At 66.4% G+C, this 16212-nt stretch carries 13 protein-coding genes; 4 read left to right on the plus strand and 9 right to left on the minus strand.

Features of this window, described 5'->3' with window-relative positions; genetic code table 11:
• The first annotated feature begins 258 nt into the window (after positions 1 to 258).
• Together DZC52_RS05905 and DZC52_RS05910 are read left to right on the plus strand one after the other, a co-directional pair.
• Positions 259 to 1593: an amidohydrolase family protein gene (locus DZC52_RS05905; RefSeq protein WP_116650205.1), complete on the plus strand. Its 1335-nt coding sequence runs from the start codon at positions 259 to 261 to the stop codon at positions 1591 to 1593.
• A gap of 232 nt (positions 1594 to 1825) precedes the next feature.
• Positions 1826 to 2404: an N-acetylmuramoyl-L-alanine amidase gene (locus DZC52_RS05910; protein WP_220338282.1), complete on the plus strand. Its 579-nt coding sequence runs from the start codon at positions 1826 to 1828 to the stop codon at positions 2402 to 2404.
• Between the two features lie 218 nt (positions 2405 to 2622).
• On the opposite strand, the gene pepN is transcribed toward DZC52_RS05910, so the two are convergent.
• Positions 2623 to 5271, minus strand: a complete 2649-nt coding sequence (gene pepN, locus DZC52_RS05915; RefSeq protein ID WP_116650206.1) for an aminopeptidase N — start codon at positions 5269 to 5271, stop codon at positions 2623 to 2625.
• 42 nt (positions 5272 to 5313) lie between these two features.
• Between pepN and DZC52_RS05920 the strand changes: the two genes are divergently transcribed.
• Together DZC52_RS05920 and DZC52_RS05925 are read left to right on the plus strand one after the other, a co-directional pair.
• Positions 5314 to 6288, plus strand: coding sequence for a threonine ammonia-lyase (locus DZC52_RS05920; protein ID WP_116650207.1), 975 nt, complete (start codon positions 5314 to 5316; stop codon positions 6286 to 6288).
• 74 nt (positions 6289 to 6362) lie between these two features.
• Entirely contained in the window at positions 6363 to 6839 is a 477-nt protein-coding gene (locus tag DZC52_RS05925; protein WP_116650208.1) for a SixA phosphatase family protein, read from the plus strand.
• Here DZC52_RS05925 and DZC52_RS05930 read toward each other — a convergent pair.
• From DZC52_RS05930 to DZC52_RS05965, 8 genes are all read right to left on the minus strand, one after another.
• On the minus strand, positions 6818 to 7270 hold the full coding sequence (locus DZC52_RS05930; RefSeq protein ID WP_116650209.1) for a GAF domain-containing protein: 453 nt from the start codon (positions 7268 to 7270) through the stop codon (positions 6818 to 6820). The genes DZC52_RS05925 and DZC52_RS05930 overlap by 22 nt on opposite strands.
• A complete protein-coding gene (locus DZC52_RS05935; protein WP_116650210.1) occupies positions 7267 to 7872 on the minus strand; it encodes a DUF938 domain-containing protein in 606 nt (201 codons plus the stop codon). The genes DZC52_RS05930 and DZC52_RS05935 overlap by 4 nt, the downstream gene beginning before the upstream one ends.
• A complete protein-coding gene (locus DZC52_RS05940; protein ID WP_147307624.1) occupies positions 7869 to 9221 on the minus strand; it encodes a formimidoylglutamate deiminase in 1353 nt (450 codons plus the stop codon). Before DZC52_RS05940 ends, DZC52_RS05935 begins: the two co-directional genes overlap by 4 nt.
• Positions 9218 to 10000 carry an N-formylglutamate deformylase gene (hutG, locus tag DZC52_RS05945; RefSeq protein WP_116650212.1) on the minus strand — a complete coding sequence of 261 codons (783 nt, stop codon included), beginning with the start codon at positions 9998 to 10000 and terminating at the stop codon, positions 9218 to 9220. Before hutG ends, DZC52_RS05940 begins: the two co-directional genes overlap by 4 nt.
• 90 nt (positions 10001 to 10090) lie before the next feature.
• The gene (locus DZC52_RS05950; RefSeq protein WP_116650213.1) at positions 10091 to 12763 is read right to left on the minus strand and encodes a hypothetical protein; all 2673 of its coding nucleotides are present in this window, start codon (positions 12761 to 12763) and stop codon (positions 10091 to 10093) included.
• Between the two features lie 59 nt (positions 12764 to 12822).
• Positions 12823 to 14988, minus strand: a complete 2166-nt coding sequence (locus DZC52_RS05955; RefSeq protein WP_181918803.1) for a type IV pilus secretin PilQ — start codon at positions 14986 to 14988, stop codon at positions 12823 to 12825.
• Positions 14989 to 15054: 66 nt separating this feature from the next.
• Positions 15055 to 15591 (minus strand): pilus assembly protein PilP, encoded by a 537-nt coding sequence (locus tag DZC52_RS05960; RefSeq protein ID WP_116650215.1) that lies wholly within the window; start codon positions 15589 to 15591, stop codon positions 15055 to 15057.
• Entirely contained in the window at positions 15588 to 16211 is a 624-nt protein-coding gene (locus DZC52_RS05965) for a type IV pilus inner membrane component PilO (protein WP_116650216.1), read from the minus strand. The genes DZC52_RS05960 and DZC52_RS05965 overlap by 4 nt, the downstream gene beginning before the upstream one ends.
• Position 16212: the final 1 nt, after the last annotated feature.

Consider the following 16212-nt stretch of genomic DNA (forward strand, 5'->3'; position numbering starts at 1 on the left):
AGGATCGGATTACCGATCACCTATGAGGATGGGCGGTTACACAGAAATCGGGACAGGCTCGCGGCTTGCCCTGCCGACGTTGGGTACTCCGAGTTTTGCTGACCAATTCTTTCTTCCGTGTATTCCGTGAATTTCCGTGGTTCCCTTGTTTTCGTTTTCTTTGCGTCTTCGCGTCTTTGCGTTTTAAAGATTTTCAGCGTTTTAAAGATTTTCGAGCCCGGAGTACACTCAACAGCCTGATCCTGCCGGAGAATTGTCATGCGTGCAGTCGTTGCTGCCCTGTTGCTGGCCCTGGCCCTGGGGACGCGGGCCGAGTCGATTGTTTTCGAGAACGTGCGCCTGGTGAATGTCTCCAGCGGCGAGGTGTCGCAGCCGATGCGGCTCGGTGTTCGCGACGGGTTCATCGTGGACGCCGATTCGATCGAGGTGGCCGATGCCGACGCCGTTGTCGAAACCGCCGGCTACCTGATTCCCGGGCTGGCGGAAATGCACGCCCATGTACCGCCGATGCGGGCCGGCGACCAGGCGGTGCACGACACCCTGATGCTGTGGCTGGCCCACGGCATCACCACCATCCGCGGCATGCTCGGCGAGCCGGGCCACCTGACGCTTCGCCAGCAGCTCGCCGACGGCGAGGTGGCGGGCCCGCGCCTGATCACATCCGGCCCGTCGTTCAACGGCGGTTCGGTGTCCTCGGCCGAAGCGGCGCGCCGCATGGCGCTTGCCCAGCACGAGGCCGGCTACGACCTGCTCAAGCTCCACCCCGGCCTGTGGCCGCAGGCCTTCGAGGCCATCGCTCAAACCGCCGACCGGCTGGGCATCGACTACTCCGGCCACGTCTCGGTGGCGGTGGGGCTCGACCGGGTGTTCGCCTCGAAGCAGGGCACGATCGACCACCTCGACGGCTACGCCCAGCTGATGGTGCCGCAGGACCATGAGCTTTACGGCACCGACCCCGGCCTGTTCGGCGTCAACCTGATCGACGGCATGGACGAAGACCGGATTTCCGACCTGGCGCAGCGCACCGCCGAGGCGGGCGTGGCCAACGTGCCCACGCAGAGCCTGGTGGAGAACTGGGCCACCGGCGATATCGAGGCCATCATGCAGCGCGAGGCCATGCGCTGGATTCCGGCCGACACGAAGGCGCGCTGGCGCGAGCAGGTCGCCCGGCTGCGCGAGAGCTACGAGTCCGGCGAGGACGCGCAACGCTACGTCGAGCTGCGCCGCCGGCTGATCCGCGAACTGAACGACGCCGGCGCCCTCATCCTGGCCGGCGCCGACTCGCCGCAGATCCTGAGCGTGCCGGGCGATGCCATCCACCATGAATTGAAGATCTACGCCGAATCGGGCCTGACCCCGGCCGAGGCCCTGGCCACGGCGACGATCAACGTGGCCGACTACATCGGCGAGACCAACCGCGCCTGCCTGGAGGCCGGCTGCGTGGCCGACCTGGTGCTGCTCGAGAACAATCCGCTGGAGGACATCGACAATACCCGCTCGATCCTCGGCGTGATGCGCGCCGGGGAATGGTACGACCGGGAGCGACTCGACACCGCGCTGGACGAGATCGCTGCGCGGGCGGGTGACGGCTGAAAATCAAAATCTTTTGAACGCAAAGACGCTAAGACGCCAAGAAAGACATCACAACAACAGAAAGATCAAAGCTTGGAAAGCACGGAACACACGGATATTGACGGAAGAACTCGATAGTTCATCACCCCCGTGCAAGGGAAGCCTATTCAGTGATTTCCGTGTTTTCCATGGTTCCCGGGTTTATCTTGCTTTGCGTCTTTGCGTCTTTGCGTTTTCAGGAATTTCTTGCTCGATGACCACGACCATGCCGAATGCTGACTACAACCCGCTGAGCTACGTCGATCGGCTCGACGAGCGCGACGTCGACTCGATCGAGCTGGTGGTGATTCACGCCACCGAGTTGCCGGACCTGGAAACGGCGCGGGAGTACGGCGAGCGGATTCATTACCGGAACTCGCAGACGGGCAACAGCGGGCACTTCTACATCGACCGCGACGGATCGGTGGAGCAGTGGGTGCCGCTCGAGCGCGTGGCGCATCACGTGCGCGGCTACAACAAGAAAAGCATCGGCATCGAACTGGTCAACCGCGGCCGCTGGCCCGACTGGCTGCACAGCCGCCGGCAGGACTGGCCCGAGGACTACAGCGAGGCGCAGATCGAGGCCCTGGCCGAGTTGTTGCATAAGCTCAAGACCCGGCTACCCAACCTGGACTACATCGCCGGCCACGACGAACTCGACCCCGGCGTGGTCGACGCCAGCGACAACCCCGCCATCAAGGTCCGCCGCAAGGTCGACCCCGGGCCGCTGTTTCCCTGGGGCGAAATCGAAGCGGTGGTCGATCTGAAGCGCTCTGGGACGAAAATTCTTTGAAACGCAAAGACGCGAAGACGCAAAGAATAAAAAAAACAGTTGAAAACCACAGAGAATATGGACCTCAACAAAGGAGGCCTTCCTATGGAGGGCGATTATTCCTTAAGCGCTCTCTTTGGCCTCCGTGGAATTCGTGCCTTTCGTCGTTAGTGATTCTTCTTCTTGAATGTCTTTCTTTGCGTCTTAGCGTCTTTGCGTTTCAAAGGTTTTAAAAAGGACTAACCCCCACTGCGATCCTTGAGCGCCGCGGTGACGATTTCTTCGATGTCGGGGGAGAGGCCCTTCTTGGCCGCCAGCTTCTGGAGTTGTTCCTTCATCATCGCCGAGCGCTTGTCGTCGTAGGCGCGCCAGCGGTTGAAGCTGGTCGCCAGGCGGGCGCCGACCTGGGGGTTGATGTCGTCGAGCTTGTCGAGCACTTCGCCGACCAGCTTGTAGCCGGCGCCGTCTGCGCGGTGGAAGGCGACCGGGTTCATCATGGCGAAGGCGCCGATGAGCGAGCGCACCTTGTTCGGGTTGTTGAGCCGGAAGGCGGCGTGGTCCATCAGGCGGCGCACATCGTCGACCGCGCGCTCGTCCGAGCGCGTGGCCTGCACGGCGAACCACTTGTCCATCACCAGCTGATCGTCGGCGAAGCGCTGCTCGAAATCGGCCAGCGCGTCCTGCGCCCCTTCCAGTTCGTGATGCACCAGGGTGCGGAAGGCGGCGAGGCGGTCGGTCATGTTGTCGGCGCCGTCGTAGTGCTTCGAGGCCCATTCCGCGGCGTCGTCGCAGCCGCCGGAGGCCAGCAGGCCGAGCGCGACGTTGCGCAGGCGGCGGCGAGCGGCGTCCGGGCCTTCCGAGGACCATTCGCCGGTCGGCGCCAGGGTGTCGAAACGTTCCCGCAGCGCGTTCTCGAGGCGCCGGCCCAGCAGACCGAGCAGCTCGACGCGTGCGGCATGAATGGCCTCGATGTCGACCGGGTCGCGGTCCTGCGCCAGCTCGCCGACGGACGGCAGGCTGAGGAGTTCGGCGGCCAGGGCCGGATCCTCGCCGGAACCGTCGAGCACGGCAGCCCAGGCCTCGATCAGGAGCTCGGCGTCGTGCTCGTCGCGGCCCTCGATCAGGTCGCCGAGCACGCGCTCGCTCAAGCGGCGCATGGCGCGCCAGCGGCTGAAGGGATCGCTGTCGAAGCCGGCCAGGCGGGCCAGGTCGCGGCTGGACCAGTCGTAGTCGAGCTTGACCGGTGCGGAGTAGTCGCGCAGCAGCGACGGCAGGGCGTCGGCCGGCAGGTCGCGGAAGCGGTATTCGGCCTTCTCGTCGGTAAGCACCAGCAGGCGGGTTTCCGGTCCCGCTTCGCTCTCGCCGGACAGGGTGACCGGCAAGGGCCGGTTGTCGGTGTCGAGGAAGCCGACCTTGACCGGGATCATCAGGGCGCCGATGTTGCGGTTGTCGGGATGCTCGGGCAGGCGTTGGGCCAGTTCCAGTACGAGCTCGCCGGCGGATTCGTCGTAGCGCGTGCTCGCCTCGACGGTGGGCGTGCCAACCTGTCGGTACCAGCGCTCGAACTGTTCGAGGTCTGCGTCGTTGGCGTCGGCCATGGCGCGGCGGAAGTCGTCGCAGGTCACCGCCTGGCCGTCGTGGCGCTCGAAGTAGAGGTCCATGCCGCGGCGGAAGCCGTCGCGGCCGAGCAGGGTCTCGTACATGCGCACCACCTGCGCGCCCTTCTCGTAGACGGTGGCGGTGTAGAAGTTGTTGATCTCGACGTAGCGTTCGGGGCGAACCGGGTGCGCCATCGGCCCGGCGTCCTCGGGAAACTGACGCGCCATCAGGTCGGAGACGTCCTGAATGCGCTTGACGCCCGGCGAGCGCATGTCGGCCGTGAATTCCTGGTCGCGAAAGACGGTCAGCCCCTCCTTGAGGGTGAGCTGGAACCAGTCGCGGCAGGTGACGCGGTTGCCCGTCCAGTTGTGGAAGTACTCGTGGGCGATGACCGACTCGATGGCCTCGTAGTCGGCATCGGTGGCCGTTTCACGATCGGCCAGCACGTAGCGGGCGTTGAAGATGTTGAGACTCTTGTTCTCCATCGCGCCCATGTTGAAGTCGTGGGTGGCGACCACGTGGAAGACGTCCAGGTCGTACTCGAGCCCGAAGCGTTCCTCGTCCCAGGCCATGGACTTCTTCAGGCTTTCCATGGCGTGGTCGAGCTGGCCGATGTTCTCCGGCTCGGAGTAGAACTTGAGCGCGACCTCGCGGCCCGAGCGCGTGGTGAAGGTGTCGGCCAGCTCCGAGAGCTCGCCGGCGACGATGGCGAACAGGTAGCTGGGCTTGGGGAAGGGGTCGTTCCAGACGGCGAAGTGGCGGCCGTCGTCGAGTTCGCCCGTTTCCATGCAGTTGCCGTTGGACAGCAGCACCGGGAAGCGCTCGCGGTCGCCGGCCAGGCGCACGCGGTAGGTGGCCATGACGTCGGGACGGTCGGGGAACCAGGTGATCTTGCGGAAACCCTCGGCCTCGCACTGGGTGAGCAGCATCGCACCCGACTTGTACAGGCCCTCGAGCGCGGTGTTGCGCTCGGGATGGACGACCACTTCGGTGGTCACCTCGGCGCGTTCGGGCACGCCCTCGACCACCAGGGTCTCATCGGCGCCGCGCTCGTCGAACTTCGCCGGCTCGCCGTCGATTTCGACGCGCTTCGTCTCGAGACCGGCGCCGGACAGGGTCAGGGGTTCGGCATCGACTTCCGGGTTGCGGCGAACGCTCATGCGGCTCGTCACGCGGGTTTCGGTGGCGTCCAGGTCGAATTCGAGTTCGACGTGATCGACCCACCAGGCCGGCGGCCGGTATTCCTGGCGCAGGACGGGGGTGCGGGGCTGGTCACCACGTGCGGACATGAGCGAACTCCTGGTAAAGACAAGGCCAAGTATTATAGGCGGATGCCTGTGGAATCCCTGCTCAAGCCCGAAGACATCCTCCGCGCCCGGGAGCGGATTCGGCCGATGGTCCTCGAGACCCCGGTCATGACATCCGATGTGCTTGATGAGTTGACGGGCGCGAGCCTGTTTTTCAAGTGCGAGCACCTGCAGCGCACCGGCTCGTTCAAGCTGCGCGGCGCCAGTCACGCCGTCTCGCTGCTCGCCGACGACTGCCCCGGGGTGGCCACCCACTCCTCGGGCAATCACGGCGCTGCCCTGGCCAGCGCGGCATCCAGGCGCGGATTCCGCGCCGAGGTCGTGGTGCCCGAGGGCGCCGTGGCCGACAAGGTCGACAACATCCGCCGCCACGGCGGCAGGGTCCACTTCTGCGAGCCGACCCAGGCCGGCCGCGAAGCGGCGTTGGCGCAGCTGGTCGAGGCGGGCCTGGAACCGGTGCCGCCCTACGACGACGACCGCATCATCGCCGGCCAGGGCAGCGCGGCGCTCGAGTTGATGGAGCAAGTCGCCGACCTGGACTGCATCGTCGCCCCGGTCGGGGGCGGCGGACTGCTCGCGGGGACCGCGCTGGCCGCGCTGACCGCCGGACGCCCGCCGGAAGTGATCGGCGTGGAACCCGCCGGCGCCGACGACACGGCGCGCTCCCTGGCCGCCGGCCGGCGGGTCGACGACCACCACCCCGACACCATCGCCGACGGCCTGCGGGCGCTCGTGGGCGAGCGCAATCTCGGACTGATCCGGCGCCACGTAGCGACCGTGCTGACCGTCTCCGAGGCGCAGATCCTCACCGCCATGGAACTGATCTGGGCCCGGCTCAAGCAGACCGCGGAGCCGTCGGGAGCGGTCGCCCTCGCCGGCATGCTGGCTGATCCGGGGCGATTTTCGGGACGCCGCGTGGGCGTGATGATCAGCGGGGGCAACCTGGATGTCGCTGCACGCCTGGCCGGCCTGGCCGGGACACCGTCGCGCCCGGCTTGACGCAAGTCCACACAGAGTGACCCGCACGCTGGTATGCTGGCGCCCCTTGAACTCGACTGGGGAGTCTTGCCCGCATGGAATTGTGGCTTTTGCGTCACGCGCGCGCCCGCTCGGCCGCGGCTGACGAGAAGGACGAGGATCGTCCGCTGGCCGACTCGGGCCTGCAAACCGCAAGAAAACTGGGCGAATGGATTCGCGAGTCCGGCCAGGACGTGCCGTCGACCGTTCGCGTTTCTCCCTCCGTGCGTACCCGCGAGACCGCCCGCCTGATGCTCGACGGCCTCGAGGCGCCCGAGCAGGTGGTGGAAGCGGCGCTGTGGGACGCGCTCGAGGAAGACCTCATCGGCGTGCTCCAGAAGCACCAGCAAGCCGATTCACTGTTGCTGGTCGGTCACAACCCGGGCTTCGAGTGGCTGGTGCAGTGGCTGACCAACCAGCGGCCCAGGCTGGGGATCCAGCCCGGCACCCTGGTGATCATCGACGCCGACATGCCGCCCGCGCCGGGCTGCGGCCGGATCCGCAAGCTGATTCAGCCCAGCGACCTGACGTAGATCTCCGCCAGTTTTTCCAGCCCGCGCTGGTCGGCCTCGTCGAAGCGGCCCTCGCGCGGACTGTCGATGTCGAGCACGCCGATGACCTGGCCGTCGACGACCAGCGGCACCACCACTTCCGAGCGCGAAACCGGATCGCAGGCGATGTGCCCCTCGAAGGCGTGTACGTCTTCGACGCGCTGGGTGGCGCGCGTGACCGCGGCGGTTCCGCACACGCCCTTACCCATCTCGATGCGCACGCAGGCGGGCTTGCCCTGGAATGGGCCGACGATGAGTTCGTCGCCCTCCAGGAAGTAGAACCCGGCCCAGTTGACCTCCGGCAGGGCATCAAAAATCAGCGCGCTGAGGTTGGCGGCGTTGGCGATGCGGTGCTTCTGCCCGGAAAGCAGCCCTTCGGCCTGCTGGGCGAGTTCGTCGTAGTCGACGCTCATGGGATTCTCCTGAAGATCAGAATTCGGTTGTTGGCGGGCATGGCGATTTCGGCCTCGGCCGTCCACCCGAGAGATTCGGCCTCGCAGCGCAGTTTCAAGACGTCGCGGATGCCCATGGCGGGGTCGCGTCGCCGCAGGTCTTCATCGAAGCGTCGGTTGCTCTCGGCGTCGAAGCGCTCGCCGTCGCGGAAGGGCCCGTAGATCACCAGCAGGCCGCCGGGGCGGACGCGCTCGGCCGAGCGCCGCAGCAAGGCCGGGGTATGGCCCCAGGGCATGATGTGCAGGGTGTTGGCCGTGTAGACCGCGTCCCAGGGACCCTCGGGCCATTGCTCCCTGGCCGTGACATCCAGCGCCAGCGGCTCCGGTAGGCCCGGGGCCTCGGCCTCGAGCCGCGCGCGAATGCCGTCGAGATGTTCCGGCCGGTCCGTGGCCTGCCAGGCCAGGTCCGGAAGGAGACCATGGAACCAGGCGGCGTGCTGGCCCGTTCCGGCGCCGATCTCGAGCACGCGCGCATCGGGAGCCAGCCAGCGAAGCAGCACCTCGCCGATCGGCCCGCGGTTGCGTTCGGCCGCCGGGGAATGCGTCAGTCCGGCTCGCGTCATGACGGTGTGGTGCCCGCAAGGCGCCGGCGCAGCTCGGCGACCCGCCCGGCCAGTTCGGACCGGGCCGGATGGCGGCCGGCGGCCACGACCCGCCGGCCGGCCACGCGAACCTCGTCGATCATGTCGCCGGCGTGCGCGAACACGAAGCTGTCGAGCATGTCTTCAGGCTGCAGCCCGGTCAGCATGGGGTGCGATTCGTCGAGGACGACCAGGTCGGCGCGACAACCCTCGGAAAGTTCGCCGACCGGTTGGTCGAGGGCTGCGGCGCCGGCCCGGGCCGCCTGCTGCCACAGCGAGGTGCCGATATGCTCCCCGGCGCCGCAAAGCACGTTGCGTTGCTGCAGGCGCAGGCGCTGCCCCCACTCGAGCAGGCGCAGCTCTTCGGCGGCAGAGGTCACCAGGTTGCTGTCCGAACCCACGGCGACGCGCCCGCCGCCGTCGAGATATTCACGAACCGGGAACAGGCCGTCGCCGAGATCGGCCTCGGTGGTCGGGCAGATTCCAATGACCGCCGAGCACTCGGCCAGCGCATGCCGTTCGTCGTTGCTGGCGTGCGTGGCGTGGATCAGGCACCAGCGGTCGTCGACGTCGACGTGTCGCAGCAGCCACTCGACCGGCCGGCAACCGTGGTGCTGCAGGCAGGCTTCGACTTCGGCCGGCTGTTCGGAAATGTGCAGGTGAACCGGGCCGGCCGGTATGCCCTCGAGCAGGGCCGGCAGGTCGCGGGCGTCGACGGCGCGCAGGGAATGCGGCGCCACGCCGACACGCTGCAAGCCGCCGGCCGTGCTTTGCAGCGATTCGACCAGGGAGATGATCTCTTCCAGCGCCATGCCGAAGGGCTGCTGGCGCTCGCCCAGCGGCTGGCGTCCGAAGCCGCCGTGGCGGTACCAGACCGGCAGCAGGGTGAGGCCGCAGCCGGCTCGCTCGGCGGCCTCGAGGACCTGTCCGGCGGTCTCCATCGGGGATTGCCCGCCCAGCCGGTGCGGGTAGTGGAACTCCCCGGTGGTGGTATAGCCGCCTTCGAGCAGCTCCATGAAGCCCCAGGCAGCCAGGGTGCGGAAGTCCTCGCCGGAGAGCAGGCCGACGGCCTCGTACATGCGCTCGCGCCAGCTCCAGAAGCTGTCTTCGGGCCCGGCGCCGCGCCCGGTCAGGCCGGCGATGAGGCGCTGGTGGATGTGCGAGTGGACGTTGACCATGCCCGGAAGCACGGGACCCGGCAGGCGTTCGGCGTCTTCGAGGCAGCCGGCCCGGATCGAGGCGATGCTGCCATCGGTGTCCAGTTCCAGGGTTACGTCGTCACGCCAGCCGTCGGCGAGCAGGACGCGGCTACAGTGCAGGCGCTGCGTCATGCGGGCCGCCACCGGGCAAGCGCGCCGATGAGTTCGTCGAGCAGGCGGGTCAGCGGGCGTGCAGCCTGCGGGTCGAAATCGCGGGGTCGGGCTTCGTCCATGTAGCTCGACTGGGCGATCTCGAGCTGCAGGGCGTGGACACCTTCGGCCGGCCGGCCGTAGTGACGGGTGATGAATCCGCCCTTGAAGCGTCCGTTGACGACGCTCGAGAAGCCTTCGGCGCCGGCCAGCATGTCCGCGACCGCAGCCTGCAGTTCGGGCGCGCAGCTTCTGTCTTCGTAGGTGCCGAGGTTGAGGTCGGGGAGACGGCCCTCGAACAGGCGCGGGACGGCGCTACGGATGGAGTGCACGTCGAAAAGCACGGCGAAGCCATGGCGTTCGCGCAGCGCCCGGAGCTCCCGGGCCAGCGTGTCGTGATAGGGGCGCCAGTAGCGTTCGATCCGCTCGGCGATTTCCCCGTCGTCCGGGGCTTCCGCTCGATAGACCGGTGAGCCGTCGAAGTTCTCGGTCGGCACCAGCCGGGTCGTGGCCCCCGCGTAGAGCGGCTTGTCGTCGCTGCCGCGGTTGAGGTCGATCACGTAACGGGAGTAGCGCGCCCGCATGAGCGAGGCGCCCTGCCCGGCCGCGCCTTCGACCAGGCGATGAACGTGCCAGTCGGTATCGGGCAGTTGCCCCGCCTTCGCGGTCAGGCGCGAGGCAACGTCCGGGGGCAATTCGGTACCGGCGTGCGGCACGTTGACGAGCAGCGGGGTGTCGCCGGGCTGGAAGTCGTAGAGCATGGCGTCATTGTACTGCCTGCACAAAAGAAAGGGCCCGGCAGTGCCGGGCCCCGAGAGCGGTCTGAGTAAGGTGAACTCAGTTTGTTCGGCTCATGGCGACGGGCAAGGCGGCGACAGGTTGGCGTTCGTCGCGTTGATGCCGATTGCCACGAAGGTGCCGATCGGCGAACCGCTTGGCGTCGTGAACTCACAGGTGCCGACGCGCGGGAAGCCTTCGGCGTCCGCTGCGGCGCATTCGGTCATGCCCACCGAAACACGCGCCGTGGTTTCGCCGTTGGCGTCGGTGACGCCCGGATCGGACTCGATCTCCAGGGTGCCGTCGCCGCCGTCGCACTCACCGGTCAGGTCGACGCCCGAGATCGGATCGCCCTGCGCGTTGAGCAAGGTCAGCGTCAGCAGGCGAGAGACGATGCTCGGCGAGGGATCGCGATACTCGGAGGGTTCGACCAGGAGCATCGCGGAGCCCGGCGGCACGACTGTAACCTCCGCGGTGGCCGAGCCGGCGCTGAAGCGGATGATCGACTCGTCGCCGTCCGGCACCATGCCGCTGGTCGTCACCTGCGTGATGGTGCAACCGTCGCCCGCCGATCCGGTGGGCTGGGCCGTGATGGTCGACATCGGCTCGCCGTCGAGGCTGCCGTTGGCCGGACCTTCGACGATGTCGCCGCGAATGAAGACATCATTGATCGGAGCGCCGAGTGCGTCGCTGTAGCAGAGCTCCACCGTGGTCGTGGTGTTGCCCTGGATGGACGACGGGATGGCGGAGAGCTGCCCCGGCGCGATGCCCGGGAAGACCATCGCTTCGACGTCGGCAACGGTCTTGGTCATCGCTTCCTCGGCGCGATTGCCCTGGCCCCAGAGGACGAGCGGACGCCCGAGGGCGCTGATCGGATAGGTCAGCGTGACCGAACCGCGACCCTGCTCGGTCAGGTTGGTCTGCGCATCGACCACGCCGAACTGCGAGCGACCGATGACCCAGGGGATGACGAAGCCGTCATCCACGACGGTGCCGGTGCCGTTGTTCGGGTTGAAGTTGTTGGTCACGGTGACGGTGTTGTTGTCGACCACGCTGGCAACGGTGCGGGCCGCCTCGTGTTCACGGTTACCCGGCACGGTCTTGCCGAACAGCGCCACGGTGTCGCCGGGCTCGACGGCCTCGTCCACCTGCGGCGGGCTGGGCTGGAAGCCTTCGGGCGAGTTCAGCGCGCTGAAGATGTTGCCGTCTTCTTCCGGGTTGCCGTCGGCACCGGAGAACACGAAGGTGCGCGGCAGGGTCTGGGTCAGCGGCGCGTCGATCTTGCCGAAGTCGATCGGCGTGCCCGACAGAACCGGGTTGCCGGCCTGGTCGGAGCCCTGGGCCGTGATGGTCAGGGAATAGGTACCGTCGGAATTGGGCGGAATGATCGCGCCGGTATCCGGATCGATGTTGGGTTCCTCGTCGGTAATGATGGTGCCGACCACATTGTTGGCCACGATGGCGCTCACCGACGGACTGACCAGCTCGAGACTGAACAGCTTGCCGTCGCCCACGTCGACCGTGGTTTCGGCGCTGATCGGGTCGAGCAGGTCGTTGTCGACGTTGTTGTCGGCCCGGTCGGACGTGGCGGTGATGCGGTGCGGTCCGATTTCACTGCCGGCATTGAGCGAGAAGTTCGCGATGCCGTTGACCGTCTGCACGCTGATCTCGGTGCCGCTGACCGAACCCTCGGCGCCGGTGCCCGTCAAGCGGGCATCGCTGCCGTCGGGGGCCTCGAGCGAAAGGATGACGTTGTTGTACTCGGCGCCGCTGCCTTCGGGATTGGGCACCGGATTGCCGCCGGAATCACTGACGGCGAGCGACATGCTCTTGCTGGTCGAGCCGCCCGAGCCCTGGATGTAAATGGGGGCGGCGGGAATCGAGAAGTCCAGATTGGCCGGCAGGAAGTCGGCCGCGCCTTCGACGATCTCGATCTCGAAGTCCTGCGAGAAGGTGTCGCCGGTATCGGCGTCCTGTGCGGAGACGCTGACCGTCAACATGCCCGGCTGGGTGTCGCTGTGAACGAACACGGTGGCGACGCCGGCGGTCATGTTGACCGGGCCGCTGCCCATGAGCACGAAGAACTCGTTGACGTCATCGGTTTCGGGGTCGTCCAGGGTCGAGTAGGCCCCCAGGCTGACGGGCGAAACCGCGACCGAGACCTGTCCATCGGTCACCGAGCCGGCGCTACCGTCGGGATTGCGGTAGCGGACTGTGAGTTCGTTGATGAAGGGCGAGCCGCGGAAGATGTCCACGCCTTCGGTATTGGCCGGCATGGTGCTGGCGCCTTCGATCTCGAGGCGAGCCTGGGCGTCCGGATCCTCGATGACGTCGATGTTGCGCGAGGCCGAAATCGTGCCGGAGCCGCTGGGGTTGGCACCCGAGGCGGTCAGGGTGACCGTGCCGGTGTTCGAGCGCGCCGTGAAGAAGAAGTTGGCCTGGCCGCCGCTGGTCGGAGCCGTGGCCGAGGCACCCGCCGCATCGGTGCCGTCGACGGCCTGCACGACACCCCGGTTGGTATTGCTGGAATTCAGGGTGACCTGGGTGCCGTCGGCGACCGCGGAGCCGTCGGCGGCGCGGAAACGCACGGTGACCTGGATCGAGCTGTTGGTCGGAACCTCGCTGGATTCGACCGTGATGCTCATGCTCGCCGAGCCGCCGTTGTCGAAGCTGCCCGAGGAGCTGCCGCCGCAGGCAGCGAGCAGGGCGGTAGCTGCCAGGATGATGCCGTATCTAATTATATTCATGAATCGAAATCCCGAGTGTTTTGATGTGTTGTCCATGACTGCTTGGCTCCCTCTCCCGATCATTCGGCCGCGACGCGTTCATCGAGAATGGACGGCGTCACGAAGATCAGCAGTTCGCGCTTGAGATCTTCGGTGCCGCGCTGGCGGAACAGTCCGCCGAGCACCGGCACGTCGCCGAGCACGGGCACCTTTTGCTCCTGGTAGGTGCGTTCTTCCTGGAAGATGCCGCCCAGCACGACCGTCTGCCCATTGTCCACCAGAATGCGGGTGGACAGTTCGCGAGTGTCGATCGACGGGATGAAGCCGCCGCGACCGTTCGGATACAGTTCGCCGACCGTGTCCTGCTTGACCTGCAGCTGAAGCTGGATGCGATTGTCCGGCGTGATCAGCGGCGTGGCGCGCAGCTCCAGGACGGCTTCCTTGAATTCGACGTTGATGGCGCCGGCAACACCGCCGCCCTGGGTCGATTCGTAAGGAATCTCGACGCCCTGCAGCACATAGGCCTCGGCCTGGTTGGCCGTGATCACGCGCGGCGTGGAGATGATCTCGCCGTTGCCCTCGCTCTCGAGCGCACTGAGCTCGAGGTCGAGCAGCACATCGGCAGCCAGCACGCTGAAGCCGAGGCTGCCGGCCGGGTTGGCCACCGGCAGGTTCACGTTCAGGCGGTCGCTGAGAGCCGGCGGATCGACCGGGGTGCTCGACCCTGAACCCGAACGGCGGTTGGCCAGGCCGTCACGGATCATCTGATCGGTGCCTTCGCTGCTCGACGCGACGGTGTAGAGATTGCCCCGCGAATCCTGGCGGGCGCCCGTGACGCCGAAGCGCACGCCGAGCTGATGGTTGAAGTCGCTGCGGGCGATGACGATGCGCGACTCGATCAGCACCTGGCGAACCGGGCGATCGAGATCGGTGACAAGTTCGCGAACCGCGTCGATGCGATCGGCGGTGTCGTTGACCAGCAGGGTATTGGTGCGCTGGTCGATGGTGACCGAACCGCGTGCCGAAAGCAGGCCGGTGGATCCGCCGCCGTCGGCTTCGCCTTCGCCGCCGCCTTCGGAAGCGGACTGGATGAGCGCCGCCATTTCACCAGCGTCGGCGTAGCTGAGCGGGATGATGGCCGTTCGGAGCGGCTCGAGCGTCTGCCGGTCGGCACGGGCCTGGAGGATCGCCTGTTCGCGCGCGGCGATTTCCTGCGTGGGCGCAATCCAGATCACGTTGCCCGAGCGACGCATGTCGAGATTCTTGGTCTCGAGGACGATGTCGAGGGCCTGGTCCCAGGGCACGTTGGTCAGGCGCAGCGTCAGGTTGCCGCTGACCGAGTCCGACACGACGATGTTGAGATCGGACACGTCGGCGATCAGGGCCAGAACGGAGCGCACGGGGATGTCCTGGAAGTTCAGCGTGATGCGATCGCCGTCGTAATCACGGTCTTCGAAGAAGGTCAGTTCGCGGTCCTGGGGTTCTTCCTGCGCGGGCCGGCCGACTTCGAGCACGACCTGGCCGTCGGACTGGTAGGCCAGGTGTTCGTAGGCGCCGGCGACTTCGAGATTCAGCACCGTATTCTCGCCGCGCTGCTCGGGCGTGATCATCTGCACGGGCGTGGCGAAGTCGGTGACGTCGAGGCGCTGATACAGGTCCTGGGGCAGACGCGTGTTGAACAGGTCCAGACGAAGACCGCCGGTGCGTTCATTCACCGACAGGTTGACGCCTGAGCGGTTGAGATCGACCAGCACCCGGCTCTCGCCGTCCGGGCCGCGACGGAAGTCGATTCCGGTGACCTCGAAGCGCTGACCGCTGCTGCCCTCCGGCGCCTGGGCGTCGGTCATGGCCGTGGCAGTGGTTCCGGCACCGCCGGTTTCGACCACCAGGGTCACCTGATTGCCGGAGACCTGAACCTCGTAGGGGGCACTACGGGACATGTCGACCACCAGGCGCGTGCGGCCACCGGCGCTCAGCGCTGTGTAGCTGCGCGCCGGGCCGGCACCGACCGGCACCCTGGAGGCATCCACGCGGGATTCCGTATCCGGGAGTTCCAGCACGATGCGCGGCGGCTGCTCGGTCGTGAAAACGGAGGGGTTGCCCGGTTCTCCGTCAAGGTTGAGAAGGAAACGCACCTCCCCGGACCCGCTTTCGACCTGGATATCGGTCAACTCCGTGGCCTGGGCCATGGAAACCATCCAGAACAGCCCGATCAGAAGCGTCAGCGCTTTGCTACTGCTGTTCATTGTCCATCTCCCGTTCGTCGCCCATGAAGACTTGATCATGATGTTCAATTCCTTGCCGGTATACAGTTAGTCTTCAGCCATGGCCACGCGTACTCGGCGCTCTGACCAGCCGCCACGACCATCCTGTACAAGTTCACGCACTTCGACATGGCTGGGCTGAACATTCAGCACCAGGCCATGGTTCTGCCCCATGTAGTTGCCTTCGCGCACCCGGTGGACGACGCTCTCGTTGTCCTGGATCAGCGCGTACTGGCTGCCGTCGATCGTCAGTGTCCCGACCATCTCCAGCGTATCGAGAGGGAAGCCCTCGAGATACTCCTTGCGACGATCGGGATCGGGACGGAGCCCTCCCCCCTCTTCGGCGGCGACTTCCTCTTCTTCCTCTTCGGCAGCCCTGCCGGCGAGCTGGAACGGATCGCGCATTTCCATGGCCTCATAGGCCACGACTTCCGGCGTCCGGATCGGCGGTATCGGTTCGATCGGCTCGGGCTCACGGTCGCGGACTCGATCCGTCCACTCGCGCAAGTCATCAGTGCCCTTCTGGCAACCGACCAGCAGCAGGGCGAGCGCGAGAACCGACAGGCTTCGCATCATCAGGCTCATTGTGCTCCTCCCGTCGACACGGCTCCGCCCTCGGATTCATCCAGGTAGCGGTAAGTGGTCACGACCCCTTCGAGACGAAGGCGTCCCTGCGATCCCTCGACCGGCTCCAGCGAGATGTCGCGCATGGTCAGGATGACTACGCGCGAGAGCGAAGCGACCGAACTGACGAAGTTGCCGAACTGGTGGTAGGTGCCCACCATGCGAACCTTGATCGGCTGCTCGGCGTAGAAGTCGCGCTTGATCTCGGTCTGGGGCTCGAACAACTCGTTCTCGATGCCGGCGCCGAGAGCCGTTTGCGAAATGTCGATCAACAGCGCGGGCATCTCCGTCTTGGAAGGCAGCTGCCGCAGCATGACTTCCAGCATCTCCTCCATCTCGGCGAGCTGCTGCTCGTAGGCCGGCAGGTTGGCGGCCTTCTGCTGCTTGGTCTCGAATTCCTGCTTGAGCTGTCGCTCGACCTGCTCGCGCTGAGCCAGGGTTTCGCGCTTGTCCTTGATGATGTAGAAGTAGCCACCGACAAGGATCACCAGCGCGAGGATGCCCAGCAGGATCGCCTTGACGCCCGTCGAGGCCGAGCCGATGTTGTTGAAATCCAGATCTCTGATTTCCGAAAGATCCATG

The sequence above is a fragment of the Wenzhouxiangella sediminis genome (genome assembly GCF_003410055.1).
Taxonomy (GTDB): Bacteria; Pseudomonadota; Gammaproteobacteria; order Xanthomonadales; family Wenzhouxiangellaceae; genus Wenzhouxiangella; species Wenzhouxiangella sediminis.

Bases quoted from the DNA above. Each gene is read 5' to 3' on its own strand.
- DZC52_RS05905 (WP_116650205.1), top strand. From the start codon at position 259: ATGCGTGCAGTCGTTGCTGCCCTGTTGCTGGCCCTGGCCCTGGGGACG.
- DZC52_RS05910 (WP_220338282.1), top strand. From the start codon at position 1,826: ATGACCACGACCATGCCGAATGCTGACTACAACCCGCTGAGCTACGTC.
- pepN (WP_116650206.1), bottom strand. From the start codon at position 5,271: ATGTCCGCACGTGGTGACCAGCCCCGCACCCCCGTCCTGCGCCAGGAA.
- DZC52_RS05920 (WP_116650207.1), top strand. From the start codon at position 5,314: ATGCCTGTGGAATCCCTGCTCAAGCCCGAAGACATCCTCCGCGCCCGG.
- DZC52_RS05925 (WP_116650208.1), top strand. From the start codon at position 6,363: ATGGAATTGTGGCTTTTGCGTCACGCGCGCGCCCGCTCGGCCGCGGCT.
- DZC52_RS05930 (WP_116650209.1), bottom strand. From the start codon at position 7,270: ATGAGCGTCGACTACGACGAACTCGCCCAGCAGGCCGAAGGGCTGCTT.
- DZC52_RS05935 (WP_116650210.1), bottom strand. From the start codon at position 7,872: ATGACGCGAGCCGGACTGACGCATTCCCCGGCGGCCGAACGCAACCGC.
- DZC52_RS05940 (WP_147307624.1), bottom strand. From the start codon at position 9,221: ATGACGCAGCGCCTGCACTGTAGCCGCGTCCTGCTCGCCGACGGCTGG.
- hutG (WP_116650212.1), bottom strand. From the start codon at position 10,000: ATGCTCTACGACTTCCAGCCCGGCGACACCCCGCTGCTCGTCAACGTG.
- DZC52_RS05950 (WP_116650213.1), bottom strand. From the start codon at position 12,763: ATGAATATAATTAGATACGGCATCATCCTGGCAGCTACCGCCCTGCTC.
- DZC52_RS05955 (WP_181918803.1), bottom strand. From the start codon at position 14,988: ATGAACAGCAGTAGCAAAGCGCTGACGCTTCTGATCGGGCTGTTCTGG.
- DZC52_RS05960 (WP_116650215.1), bottom strand. From the start codon at position 15,591: ATGAGCCTGATGATGCGAAGCCTGTCGGTTCTCGCGCTCGCCCTGCTG.
- DZC52_RS05965 (WP_116650216.1), bottom strand. From the start codon at position 16,211: ATGGATCTTTCGGAAATCAGAGATCTGGATTTCAACAACATCGGCTCG.